11 protein-coding genes are annotated in these 13,813 nt (G+C 42.1%); 7 read left to right on the plus strand and 4 right to left on the minus strand.

The window, feature by feature from the left end:
- The first annotated feature begins 629 nt into the window (after nucleotides 1-629).
- A complete protein-coding gene (locus tag SDE_RS17925; RefSeq protein WP_011469899.1) occupies nucleotides 630-2,792 on the plus strand; it encodes a BNR-4 repeat-containing protein in 2,163 nt (720 codons plus the stop codon).
- 670 nt (nucleotides 2,793-3,462) lie between these two features.
- Here SDE_RS17925 and SDE_RS17935 read toward each other — a convergent pair.
- A complete protein-coding gene (locus SDE_RS17935; protein ID WP_041324874.1) occupies nucleotides 3,463-4,371 on the minus strand; it encodes a LysR family transcriptional regulator in 909 nt (302 codons plus the stop codon).
- Between the two features lie 159 nt (nucleotides 4,372-4,530).
- Here SDE_RS17935 and SDE_RS17940 point away from each other — a divergent pair, with 159 nt between their 5' ends.
- From SDE_RS17940 to SDE_RS17960, 5 genes are all read left to right on the plus strand, one after another.
- The gene (locus SDE_RS17940) at nucleotides 4,531-5,187 is read left to right on the plus strand and encodes a glutathione S-transferase family protein (RefSeq protein WP_011469901.1); all 657 of its coding nucleotides are present in this window, start codon (nucleotides 4,531-4,533) and stop codon (nucleotides 5,185-5,187) included.
- Nucleotides 5,188-5,716: 529 nt separating this feature from the next.
- On the plus strand, nucleotides 5,717-6,268 hold the full coding sequence (locus tag SDE_RS17945) for a carboxymuconolactone decarboxylase family protein (protein ID WP_011469902.1): 552 nt from the start codon (nucleotides 5,717-5,719) through the stop codon (nucleotides 6,266-6,268).
- 59 nt (nucleotides 6,269-6,327) lie between these two features.
- Complete coding sequence (locus SDE_RS17950; protein ID WP_011469903.1) at nucleotides 6,328-6,792, plus strand: DUF1348 family protein; 465 nt, start codon at nucleotides 6,328-6,330, stop codon at nucleotides 6,790-6,792.
- A 38-nt stretch (nucleotides 6,793-6,830) separates the two neighbouring features.
- On the plus strand, nucleotides 6,831-7,475 hold the full coding sequence (locus SDE_RS17955) for a glutathione S-transferase family protein (RefSeq protein WP_011469904.1): 645 nt from the start codon (nucleotides 6,831-6,833) through the stop codon (nucleotides 7,473-7,475).
- A gap of 40 nt (nucleotides 7,476-7,515) precedes the next feature.
- Nucleotides 7,516-9,540 (plus strand): pyridoxamine 5'-phosphate oxidase family protein, encoded by a 2,025-nt coding sequence (locus SDE_RS17960; protein ID WP_011469905.1) that lies wholly within the window; start codon nucleotides 7,516-7,518, stop codon nucleotides 9,538-9,540.
- Between the two features lie 238 nt (nucleotides 9,541-9,778).
- Here the strand turns inward: SDE_RS17960 and SDE_RS17965 are convergent, their stop codons facing one another.
- From SDE_RS17965 to SDE_RS17975, 3 genes are all read right to left on the minus strand, one after another.
- Nucleotides 9,779-10,261 carry a hypothetical protein gene (locus SDE_RS17965; protein ID WP_041324875.1) on the minus strand — a complete coding sequence of 161 codons (483 nt, stop codon included), beginning with the start codon at nucleotides 10,259-10,261 and terminating at the stop codon, nucleotides 9,779-9,781.
- Between the two features lie 373 nt (nucleotides 10,262-10,634).
- Complete coding sequence (locus SDE_RS17970; protein WP_011469906.1) at nucleotides 10,635-11,099, minus strand: DUF2846 domain-containing protein; 465 nt, start codon at nucleotides 11,097-11,099, stop codon at nucleotides 10,635-10,637.
- Between the two features lie 537 nt (nucleotides 11,100-11,636).
- A complete protein-coding gene (locus SDE_RS17975) occupies nucleotides 11,637-12,182 on the minus strand; it encodes a hypothetical protein (RefSeq protein ID WP_011469907.1) in 546 nt (181 codons plus the stop codon).
- Between the two features lie 184 nt (nucleotides 12,183-12,366).
- Here SDE_RS17975 and SDE_RS17980 point away from each other — a divergent pair, with 184 nt between their 5' ends.
- The gene (locus SDE_RS17980; RefSeq protein WP_011469908.1) at nucleotides 12,367-13,740 is read left to right on the plus strand and encodes a hypothetical protein; all 1,374 of its coding nucleotides are present in this window, start codon (nucleotides 12,367-12,369) and stop codon (nucleotides 13,738-13,740) included.
- Nucleotides 13,741-13,813 lie beyond the last annotated feature (73 nt).

A 13,813-nucleotide genomic window follows, 5' to 3' on the forward strand; every position in this document is an offset into this window, starting at 1 on the left:
TTTGTTGGGGACTTTACCGTAAGAGAACTCTAAGTAGTAAGTAATGAGCACAAATGTAACAACGCAGACGCTCTAAAAACATACAATCAACAAGCTTAAAATGGCCTAAGTAAAAGAGAATTGCCTGCAATCACTCTCCCCCGCCCTCAAACCACTACCAACAAGCCGAACAAATAAAGCTATAAAAAGATAGTAAGCACCAGCACAATATATTTATTAAGTTCATGTATGTAATCTATCCAACATCACTTAGATTTTGTTTGCGCAACCTCACTTAAAGCTCGCTTCACGCAAGACAACATTAAGTACAAAGCAGTTATAGCCCAAGCGACGCAAACTGGGCAGCAAGCCACAATCAAGAGGTTATATTTAAAGAATCATATTTTGTGAGCAGAAACACATATAGGAGGCAAAACCACAGGCATAATGGCCTTACCACCTTGCCATCAGCACATAATTTGACGTTGGTAAGCTAATGGTAGGCATGTTTGCAACAACACACCCGCCCAGCCTCTGCAGTTCACCCACTGCCCCTATGCAAACCACAAGGTACGCCATACATAGGGCCAATCGATAGAGGCTAGCAACACATACAAAAATAACAGTTCAACCTAATTGGAGATTCACTAGTGAACCTAAAAAACATATCGCGCCTGCTTTCGCACGGCATAGTCAGCGCTATTGCGATATTGCTAGCGCTTAATACCCAAGCCCAAGTACAACTCGAAAAAGAATACAAAGTGGCAGACAACGCCCTGTATTTTAACGGCCGCAAAGTGGGCAGCAATGCAGAAGATAACGGCACCGGCGTATACGATTATAAATTTGGCGGCAGAATATCCGCCCACGGTGATGCAATAAAAGTATATAAAAACTTCATTTTTACCACCTGGTATCGCGGCGGAAAATTCGATCGCCATATGATGCTATCCCGCTATAACACCAGAACTGGCGTAGTTAAAACCATTGAGTTTCCACACCGCCACACTGGCTTCAATGGCAAGTGGTGGATAGGCGAATCCCACAATACTATTGCCATTGGTATTAGCCCGAAAGACGAAAAAATACATTTACTGTTTGATATGCACTCCTACGCAAACAGCGGCGCTTTCCGCGATGACTACTTTCGCTACGCCTATTCCGTAGAAAATGCGGCTACCGTTGCCGATAACGATTTTAAGCTAAGCCTATTTGTAAAAGACGGCCCCAACGACTATAACCACGTAAGCTTAAACGGCACGGCAGACCCAGCTCAGTTTCAAGATTTAACCTACCCGTATTTTTTCTTAAACGACGATAACGACTTATTAATGCACATGCGCGTGGGCGGTAACGACAACGGCGCCTATGTTTTTTCTAAATACAACGCTAACACCAGCAAGTGGGATAGGCTAACGCAATTTAATCATCTAAACGCTAAAACAAAAGGCCAAGCTTATAACTGGGGCCTATACGGCAGAATGAAATACGTAGACGGAAAACTACAAGTAGCGTTCCAGCGCCGAAGCGGCAATAAGAATGATAAGTACGAATATCAAAACGGAATTTACTACGCCTACTCAAACGACCAAAGCGGAAAAAGCCAATGGAAAGACCACACAGGCGCGGGCTTTAATATTCCTTTCGCAAACGCCGATAGAATTAAAATTTACGAACCCGGTAACTTAGTTGAAGCCACAGGTAAAAACGAAGTATATATTGTTGGCGGTTTTGACTTTACAGTAACCGATCGCGGCGATGTACATATAATTAGCCAAGTGAAAGACAAAAAGAACAATGTTGTAAAACACCTACACTCTTACAAACCCAAAGGCGCGGCCAACTTTAGGCACACAACCGACTTTTCGGGCGCCACACAGTTGTACACCTACGCCAACAATGTTTACATTATTGGCCTAAAAGGCGGTCGCCCGTTTGTAAAAAAAGCTAACGGAGGAACCAATAATTTCACTACTATTTACGAAACCAATAGCGGAAAAAGTTTTGCCCACGGTGTGCCGCATATTTACAACGGCAAACTTTATTACTATATGCAAGCTAAAGGCGATAGCACTCAATTACCTATATACGTTCAAATAATTGATCTAGGCCTAGGTAATTCAGAAACATCTAACCCAAGTAATGACGGCCCCGCAGGCTATACCTTTTCTGCACGAGAAGGCGGTACAGTAAATATAACTGGCACTATGAACGTAGCCTATGGCGCTGGCGATAGTTTTAATTATCACTACAACCAAACCAGCGATTTACCATGCAACAACCAAACGTTTGGCGACCCCAAACCAAGAACAATAAAAAATTGCTACGTTAAAAGTGTGCAAGTAGAAACCAGCACAGACCAATGCGATACCACCAATCAATGCCGCGCAGAGTACAGTTTTTTTGACGGCGCTATGGATTGTGCCGGCAGCGCATCTAACGCAAGTATCTGCATGTGCGGTAACGAACGCTGCGACTCTTTAAACGATTCAAATACTGATAATAGCTCTGGTAGCAATGCAAGCGGCGCATACTGCGCAGGCATTGCAGAAGTATCACAAGGCGTAAAAAGAGAATTAAACCTTAACAACGTTAACTGTGTTAAATTCTCAGAGAACCTTGCAGGCAATACCCTACAGGTATGGGATAGCGACAACGCTTCATGCGATTTTAGAGGTGTGGTGGAATCCCGCGATGGCACAGGCAACTTAACCATAAGCGCCAACTATCATTCAGCCGATTCATTTACCGGTCGCGTTATACGCTTTACACCTAGTAACAATTGTAAATATGTGCAGGTTAGGTCGTATTAGATTGTAGTGTACCAAGCTTTTAACTAGCGAATTTTAAACACTATATTTTCCCAAAAGCCCACAGAAATATTTGTGGGCTTTTTTGTGGTTTATACACTTCAACTATAGATCATCAACAAACATTATAACTCGAACAAAAGCACTGCCGATTGAACCGGCTCCCTGTATCTATATTCGTCTAAATACAGTTAGTTCCTTTTCCGCTTTAAAGCACTGCCCTCGAATTTATAATCGACACAATGTCGTCTGCATCCCCTTCATAATTTGCAAGATTACATACAGGAGTGCCATCTATACCAATTAACTTATTTAATTTTCTCACGGTATTATTTGCATAAGCCGCGTCATTCCGAGTATCTAATACCGACCAAAGGCACGCGCCACCTCTAGGCAATAATTGTGACTTAGTCGTAGCCCTTCGGAGGGTTGACCAAGGGAACTCGAATGAAGAAGACTCCTCAACCAATAAGCCGGTTTCGGATATAACTATCCTTCTATTAATTGACCTAATTAGGCCGTACGCAAACAATAAAAAAAGAGCAGAAACGGGCAACGCATAGAAATGGATCTTTAACGCAACTGCAGATAATCCTCCGCTAAACCCTATATACATATGTATAAATGCAAGTTAAATAAAACCATATTAATTAACATCAATATTGCTATAGATTTAAATATTTCCGCTAATAAATGGATTCTCTCTCAGCCGCTCTACGGCTAAATCAATAAATGACCGTACTTTTGCATTCGCACGGCGGCCCTCTAAATGAACAACATTCACCGGTAAAGGAGCCTCTTCGTAACCAGTCAAAATACTCTCAAGATTACCTTTCTCTAATTCTTCACCGACCTGATAAGACATCAAGCGAGTAATGCCATGCCCTTCAACTGCGGCTCTTAACGCAGCCCCATTTTGATTACACGTCAATCTTGGATTCAGCTTTAGTCGTTCTGTTTTATCGCCATTTCTAAATTGCCAAGTAGTTGTACCCTCATAGGTCTTTGGGAAAATCAAATCATGTTCATGTAAATCTTCAGGGCATTTGGGCACTCCACGTTTTTTAAAATAACGCGGCGAGCCACACACGATACGTCTAACTGAGCCAACTTGAGTCGCATACAGATTTGAGTCTTTTAAATGGCCTATACGAATGGCAACATCAAGCTCCTCTTCCAATAAACTTGTTATTCGATCGTAAAACATCGCATTTACACTTACTCCCGAGTACAAGCCTAAGTACTCATTAACAATAGGGATCACATGTTTCTGACCAAAAACCACTGGAGCAGTTACCGTTAGAGTGCCAGCCGGTGTAGCGTATAGCCCTGCTGCCGCGGCTTCTGCTTCTTCTAAATCCTCGATAATAGCCACAGCACTATTGAAAAAGCGCCTACCCGATTCGGTTAGCCGTACCAAACGGGTAGTGCGGTTAAACAATTTGACGCGTAAACGCCCTTCCAATTCCGCAACCGCGCGCGTAGCTGCAGGCGCCGACATGCCCAGCACCTCAGCAGCAGACGAGAAACTATGCAATTTAGCGACTTCAATAAACACTTTAATAGTTTGCAATTTATCCACGGTACCTACCCTACTTATGATGTAAGCCATTTGCTATTATTTCGTTTTTAACAAAAATCAATTCTAATAACAAACAATTATTCCCATGGGAGCTTTAGGTAAGCTTACTTATACTCTTATCAAAACAGTTTTAAAGGTCACCTCGTTTAAGGAACGCGCATGAGTAAGCTTGATTTATACACTTGGAATACGCCTAATGGCCGCAAGACCACAATTATGCTTGAAGAAATAGCACAACCCTACACGCTTATAAAGGTGGACATTGGCATTGGAGCACAGAAACAACCCAACTTTTTACACATAAATCCCAATGGACGTATACCAGCATTGTTTGACCATCAATCCGGAGCGCGGGTATTTGAATCTGGGGCGATATTAGTGTATCTGGCCGAAAAATTTCCAGCGGGAAAAAAGCTATTACCCAGTGCCCCAGCAGAACGTGCCGAAGTACTAAGCTGGACCTATTGGCAAACAGGTGGCCTCGGCCCCATACTTGGGCAATACAACCACTTTTCAACAAAAAATATAAACGTAAACTACGCCAAACAACGCTTTAAAGAAGAATCTATACGATTATTAAATATATTAGACGATCGCTTAAAAGAGAGCCCCTTTCTTGGCGGTAAACATTACTCCATCGCGGATATCATGTGCTTCCCTTGGGTGTCTGGCGCTTTGAAGACACTAGCACCGAGCACACAGGAAGCATTTAAAAATTTTAATAGCCTTCTAAGCTGGCACCAAATAATATCTGCAAGACCTGCAGTAAAGAAAGGTTTAATGCGTCTAGACGATGTGAGCAACAGCCGCTATTAAAGGATACAACAATGTTACCTTTATATGCTTAGTAGTAAATGAAAGATATTTACAATGTTGAAATTATAAGCACATATTGATCAAGCACAAATTGTGTTCTCTTATTGATTGTAATTATGTCGTAAGCCGACAAGCAACTGCCATGCAGGAAATAATTTAATTATTAATGAAACTCCCGCTTCAATTTCAATGAACGTAATAGTTATTGAACCCGCCACCTAAATATTCAAAGAAATAATCTTGCTGCAAGCGGCATAAAATATTTTTATCTCTCTATAAATCCCGCCCACAAACCCATAAAAAACAGCTATTGCGCAACAACTTAAAAAGCGTTATCTACCTCATAAAACATCCCCGTAGAGCTTTAAATATCGGTCGCTTACGCATAAGTGGTGGTTATTACCACTTACTATTATTCCAAATACTACAACAATCAATTTCAAATAAAACCAATTATTTCTAGCCGATGGATGTTTATAGTGAACTCTAGCTAGCTAACCAACATTAAACAACTTTAGGAGAACTTCCAATGTCACGTATTAATACCCCCCAAACAATACAAGAAGCACCAAAAGCATCTCAATCAATATTAGATACGGTAAACCAACAATTAGGCAGTGTGCCTAATTTGTTCCGTATTACAAGCAATAGCCCTCACACACTAGAAGGCTATATCGCTTTAAATAGTGCGCTTGCTAAAGGCACGTTACCAGCAGCCACGAGAGAGCGCATAGCACTCGCAATTGCAGAAATAAATGGCTGTGATTATTGCCTAGCAGCACATAATTATTTAGGTAGAAATTTAGCCAAATTAAGCAGCGAAGAAATTAACATAAACCGTCGAGGCAGCTCACTAGACGCCAAAGCTGCAGCTGCAGTTGAATTCGCAGCAACCATTGTGAAACAACGAGGAAGGACGTCTAAAGCAGACTTTGAAGCGGTGCGAGCAGCTGGATATAGCGATGCACAAATCATCGAGATAGTTGGCCATACAGCTTTAAACACACTAACGAATTACCTAAACGAAACACTTAAAACTGTTATTGACTTTCCAGCCGTCGTCCCTTTAGGTGCCTCTTAACTCGCTAACAAGCCGCCATTAGGCGGCATCAACTTGTTACTAAACAAAAAGGATTCATTATGTCACGTCCACCGTTACCTCCATTCAATGAAGAGACAGCAAAGCGAAAAATCCGTTTAGCCGAAGATGGCTGGAACAGTCGTGATCCACACAAAGTTGCTTTGGCATACACCGAAAACTGCACTTGGCGTAATCGTGCCGAGTTTATTAGTGGGCGCAAAGCAATCATAGCAATGCTCACGCGAAAATGGATTCGCGAACTAGATTATCGCCTAGTGAAGGAACTGTGGGCCTACACTGAAAATCGCATTGCCGTTCGCTTCGCTTATGAATTTAGAGATGACTCAAATCAATGGCACCGCGCCTACGGCAACGAAAATTGGGAATTTAATAAAGATGGGTTAATGCAATGCCGTATAGCTAGCATCAATGAACATGTAATTGCCGCAGACGATCGTTTATTTCTTTGGCCGCTTGGAACACGCCCAAACCACACCCCAAGCCTAACTGAATATGGGCTTTAACATATTTCACAACTTTAAATTACACCTAGGAATATATTATGAACGTGAAATTCCCTAAAGCAAATGCACCTATTAAACTTTATCGTCACCCACTATCTGGTCATTGCCACCGCGTGCAACTAATGATGTCGCTTTTGGATGTCCCCTATGAAACTATAGATCTTGATATGGATAACGGTGCGCACAAAACACCCAGCTATCTAAAAATTAGTCCCTTTGGTCAGGTACCAGCGATTGATGATAACGGCATAACCTTAACTGACTCAAACGCCATAATTATCTACTTAGAGAAAAAATATAACAATGATTACGAATGGTATCCACAAGACCCCGTACAAGCGGCAGAAGTACAGCGCTGGCTATCTGTTGCGGCCGGAGAAATCGCTTACGGCCCCAACGCTGCGCGCTTGGTAAAAGTTTTCGGTGCAAACATTGACTATGAAATAGCTCAAAGAAAAACATACACGCTGTTTTCAGTTCTAGAACGAATACTCAACACACGTAATTATCTTGCTGGTAATACCATCACAGTCGCAGATGTGGCTGGTTATAGCTACATATCACTCGCACCAGAAGGAGACATTAGCTTGGAATCGTACCCAGCCATTAGAGGTTGGCTAGAACGCATCGAAAGTCAGCCACGTTTTATTGGTACGCAACGTGCCCCTTTGTCCACCATCTAATTCTGAGTTTACCACTAGTCATTTCAACAAGGATTCCACCATGAAACGGTTACAACCTTCCCAGTTTCACCAAGCAGAAAAGGCAGTACAGAAACGTTTGGGCGTGGCTGACATGGTAGCACAGCACAGCGAAGGGTACATTCGCTCCACTATGCCCGGTCAGCACCGAGATTTCTTTACAAATCTTCCCATGGTGATAGTGAGCATCACAGACTTCGACGGCTTCCCATGGCCTATACCATTGCATGGAAAGCCTGGTTTTATTAAATCACCCAATGCAAATACACTCGAAATAGAAACCTACCCCACACTTAAGGACGTGCTAAAACTTAACTTTAAAAAAAGTCAAAAAATAGGCATTCTTGGAATTGAGCTGCATACACGCCGTCGCAATCGTATGAATGGCACAATTAAAGAGATAAACAACAACAGCTTCTTAGTTATATGCGAACAAAGTTTTGGTAATTGCCCTCAATATATCCAAAAGCGTGAGTTACACTGGGTCGATACGCCTCAAAAGTGTTTGCAAACAGAAGATATTTTTTTAACGAATACACTAACTTCGACCTGTGCAGAATGGATTGAATCCTCAGATACATTTTTTATTAGCTCCCGAACCAAACGTCTTTCTACCGATAAACGTGACGGCCTAGATGTTTCCCATCGAGGAGGAAAACCAGGATTCGTAAAAGTTGAAAACGACACTTTATATTTCCCGGATTTTAGTGGTAATCAGTTTTTTAATACACTTGGTAATATACAATCTGACAGCCGAGTGGGCTTATATTTCCCCGATTATGAAAGTGGAAAAATTATACTTATATCGGGTACAGCTAAAATTATCTGGGATAAAGAATTAACTAGAATATTTGAAGGAGCAGAACGAATTATTTCTGTAAAGGTACGCAATTGCCTTATTCTCGACAGTTTTCTTCCCATGCGAGGCGTGCTTACCGAGCTTTCGCCATCACTGATACGCACAGGCACATGGGAAAATCCTCAAGAAAAAAGCGCAGCTAGAGTATATAAGCAGTTTAAAATAATAAAGAAGATAAAGGAAAGCCGTGACGTTACGTCGTTTTATATTAGGCCTCTAGATGGCAGCGCGTTAAGTTCTTATCTACCAGGTCAATTTTTACCTATTAGTATCAAGCAACCCCATACATCATCTACCTGCCTGCGAACGTACACACTGTCACAAGCACCACTAAGCAACGCTTATCGCTTTTCCGTTAAACGTGAAAAATTTGGCCTAGCATCTCGTATATTACACGACACCATTAACACCGGCGATAGTCTTTATGTAAGTCAACCCGAAGGAAAATTCACATTACAAACCAACAAAAAAACAAATGTTTTATTGTCAGCCGGTATTGGTATTACGCCAATGATAGCCATGCTGCAAGGGCTAATTCGAGAAGTAGAAAAAGGTGAAAAACCACAAGATGTATATTTTATTCATAGCACCCAGAATTCAGAGACACATACATTTGCAAATGAACTAAAACACCTCAACAAACGACACAAATGGCTACAACTCTACACAATTTACTCCCAACCAAAACTGAATGACAAACTAGGACAGCACTATGATGTATCAGGAAGAATATCGCTAGATCTACTTAGAAAAATACTTCCTACCGATAATTTTGACGTATATCTATGTGGTTCTGAATCTTTTATGCGCTCAAGCTATACAAATTTAAAAGCGATGGGTATCGCTGAATCTAGAATATTTTATGAGTTTTTCGACGACGGTTCATTTGAAAGCCATCAGCTAAACAAATTTCAAACAGCACAGCGAGCTGAAATATATTTCGCAAAAAGTAACATTACCGCAACGTGGACACCAAACGACGGTACCTTATTACAATTTGCCGAAAAAATGGGTTTAAAACCAATGTATAGCTGTCGCACTGGTAACTGCGGCACTTGTAGCTGCACGCTAAGCACCGGCGAAGTAACCTACGCCAATAAACCCGGCTATACACCAGCAAATGGTAGCGCTTTAATATGCTGCGCCCGCCCCGCACTAAACACCACCAAGTTAACCTTTCACATATAAAGTACCTAAAAGGTGTCAACAACTATCGAGTCGTCCTCTTATTACTACGAAACGAGCCTTTAATTGAGCTATCAAGAGATGATTACTGAATTAAGTCAACTAAAATACCCACCCATATGCTGTGGTCACTAAATAACGGGACAACAAGCAGACCTGTGCAGCAAGCTACCTCCGTCAAATAATTGTTAACTGCAGATCTATCACCACTACTCTATAAGCGCAGAACTCCCAAAGACGTTTATAGCGCCGCTCTCGAGTTTATGATAGATACAATTTTTCCTGCATCCCCCTGATAATTCGCAAGATTACATACCGGAACACCATTTACACCAATTAACCTAGTTAACTTTAGTACAGTACGGTTTGTATAATCCGCATCATTCTTTGTATGTAATACCAGCCAAAGGCAAGCACCACCTCTAGGTAATAATTGTGATTTAGTTGTAGCCTTGCGAAGGGTAGACCACGGGAATTCAACTGAAGAAAACTCCTCAACCAACAAACCGGTATCGGATATAACTAACTTTTTATTAATCGACCTGAATAGACCATACGCAAGTACAAAAAAAATAGCAGAAACAGACAACAAATAAACATGTAGCTTTAACGCAACCTCTGCCACCCCTCCCTTAAACGCTATATATCCGTGAAGAAACGCAGGTATAATCAATAACACCGCACACAGATATAGTATTTGCGAGCGACTCTTTTTAATAACCATCCACCAATCTACTCCAACAATAAATTCAATATCTCTTCAATGGATTATCAGTTATCTATCTTCAATATAACAAGCATCCGATCACTACTGGGCTAGGTAAGCGGAAGATCCACTCACATGCTGTGATAAAGAACTACAGCCACAACAAGAAAAACAGCACACAGAAATAACAATACTACATAAAAGTGTTATCCGCAGATCTATCCCTCTAATCAAAAAACACAGAACTACCAAACGCTATAACAGAAAAAAACAATAACGAAAACCAATGAAAAATAAGGTGCGCTCTCCATCCTGTTGAGACAGGCATCACTATTGCCTAAACCATGCGCAGAACTGATAAGTGTCACCTTGGCGTCTCTTAGCTCTATTCCTACTGAATAAGGCTAGTTTCCTTGATTTCGGTGGTGGCTACGCTATTTTCAATCAAATTAAAAGCGACCACCCCAGACACCTCCCCTGTTGCGAAACCACCAACACTAATAACATTAACTCCAGAATCGGAAAAATCCATTCGAAAATAATAGACCTCTCCCGCATTCAGGGAAACCGCCTTATCGACACCTTCCAACCCCCAATTAAAGTGTTTTCTAGTACTGATAGTGTACTCACCAGGATTGAAATATCTAAATGCGTATCCGCCGTTATGCATCCGAAACTCTTTGACTTCGTTAACATACACATCAGGACCTCCACCACCTTGGAAAAACCTCGCAGGACGATAGAAATAGACCAATGCCTTATCTTGCTCTACTGCCATAGGCTCAGAAAACTTTTGCCCTAGCGAAGCGCAACCAGAAACAACTAGATACACCATTACCAAAATAAAATACTTCATAAGTCTCCTAATATTGAACGTAGCTATAACTTAATTATTCTTGTACAACACGGCGCATATTCGCCGTTTCTTTAAACTAATCATCTTACAAACAAAATTTTTCATGAAATCAAAATACGACTTTTTAATTCGAGAAAACAGCTGCTAATGCAGGTATAGCATGCGCAGATGCTTGCTATACATTACCGCTACTGTGAAAACTTGAGGCGTTATTGATACTCATCTAGAATAATATTGGAGGATGCATAAAAGCCAGATTCCTTTTGCTCTGCAATAGCTAGAGAATAGAGTATGAAGCGTCTGTTTTTAAAGTAAGGGGAGCCAGTTCATGATCTAGTGCCGAGCGGTAGGCCTCAATACTTATATCTATCTTTGCGATGAGCACATTTAAGTATTCAAAAATATAATTTTCAATTTTATCATTCCGTTTTTGGTTTATAAATCAATCTTCTCTACCCACTAAATACTTCCCCTACATACTGCGTCGTATACCGCAGTTTGTCCCCATTATTACCCCAACCACAACCCCACACAACTCTAAATACCAAACCCAACAGCCAAACCAATCACATTCGCAGCTTCGCCGCCATTATTGGTGGAAAAGCTTCTGCGTACATAGGGGTAGATAAAGAATTGATCTAGTTTTATGGCTAGGCCCAGCTCTGGGTATAGGCTAAACATGCTTTCTTCTTCGCAGCCGTAGTGCTCTTTTTCGGCAGAGCTGCAGTTGTAGGTGCAGCCTGCGAATACGCCTAGGCCTATGTAGGGGTTAATTATGTTTTGGTCGAAGTGGTAATAGCCCGCAAGGGTTACACCTACAAAATCGTCGCGACCATATTTTACTGGTGCGCCATCGTAGAAGCCTGCGCCGTATTTTATAGCCAGCACATCGGTTGCTTCGGTTGTGTAATTTATTTCTAGTGCGCTGTAGTCTTCGCTTTCTACTTTAAAGTGCCCAGCCGTTAAATAGCCACTCTGTCCCAATAAACCACCACCTGCGTGGGCACTGGCCATTCCACTCGCAATCAAACCACACGTACAGATCTGTGCTAGTAGTTTAAATAGTTTTCTATTATTGCTCATGCTTACTCCCTGCCCTTACAGCCCACTTGCAGGCCACTTGCAGGCCACTTGCAGGCCACTTGCAGGCCACTTTCTGTAATTATTGGCTGTCTACAGTTGATTGTACGCTGCTCGCTATCTCTGAATTTAATGCTAGCGTAATGAAATTGACACTGTTATTTTTCTATTCTTTGCAAATTACTTAATGAGTTATTCAACAATGGCCTATTTTCGCTTTATTAAAAAAATAAAAATACCCACCGCATTAGCGCTTTTTGGCGCCTTATTAACCCTACAGGCGTGCGCTCCCAATAAAATTTATCGCGATACCTATAGTGTGTGTTATGCATCGCCAACGCAAAGCTGCGATAAGCAGGCGATATCTATACATAACCAAGGTACAGATGGCGATTTTCAGTTGGGCTTTGTGGAATACGATGATCAAGGCCAATTGCGCGACCGCAAGCAAATGCAAACCGTGCTAGACCATTACTACCCTATTGCTGGGCAGGATGACGTAATACTTACGGTATTTGTACACGGCTGGCACCACAGCGCCGCGCCTGGCGACGGCAACGTGGCATCGTTTAAAGAGATGCTAAAGCAAATATCCTTAAGGGAAGCGCAATCGAGCAAGCAAGATGGCCGGCCCAAACGCCGTGTGCTGGGTGTGTATGTTGGCTGGCGTGGCGACACCATTACCGCGCCGGTTATTCAGCACTCTACCTTTTGGGGGCGCAAAGCCGTGGCCCACGAGGTAGGGCTGCAGGGCGTAAGCGAAGTGTTATTACGCTTAGAAGAAATTGTGAATGTTAAAGCCGCCATAGAGCAAGAAAACCCCAAGCCCCTGAATAGCAGAATGGTTGTTATAGGCCACAGCTTTGGCGGCGCAGTGGTGTATACCTCGTTACAGCAAATATTGGCGGACCGCTATATTGATAGCCGTAAAAGTAAAAACTACCAAGGTAATGCACAGGGTTTTGGTGATTTAGTCGTGCTTATGAACCCCGCCTTCGAAGCCATGCGCTTTGCTACTTTGTTTGATATTGGCCAATCCTGCTCTGATGTGGGCGTGCCTTGTCGCAATTACAGCCCCGATCAACTGCCTCGCTTGGCGGTACTTACCTCTGAGGCCGATGCGGCTACGCGCTATGCTTTCCCTATGGGACGCTTTTGGGTAACGCCATTTAAAACCCATAACACACTAAACCGCCTAATAGATACCAGCCAAAACGCGAAAGCAATAGAAGTAAACGAATACTCGGCCGACAATAAAACCATTGGTCACTTCGCACCATTTTGGACTCACACATTAGAAAAACTGCCCAATGAAAATGTGCGCAGTGATGCGTTTAATTACCGCAGCTTAGGTAACCGATGGGCGCAATTAGATTACGGTAGCACGCTAGAGCTTGAAGAAGTTGCGCTTACCCATTTAGATAGATCGCACCCGCGCAACCCCTATTTAAATATTTATGTAAGTGAAGAACTTATAGATGGCCACAACGATATTTGGGGCGAAGAGGTGCAACACTTTTTACAAGATTTAATTATTATTGCTACAACGCCAGAGCGTTGAACACGCTTTAATTGATTTATTTAATTACTAGTAACTGAGTAGTCATTTTAAAAGCAGTGCCAGTTTTTGAGCG

Source organism: Saccharophagus degradans 2-40 (assembly GCF_000013665.1).
Taxonomy (GTDB): Bacteria; Pseudomonadota; Gammaproteobacteria; order Pseudomonadales; family Cellvibrionaceae; genus Saccharophagus; species Saccharophagus degradans.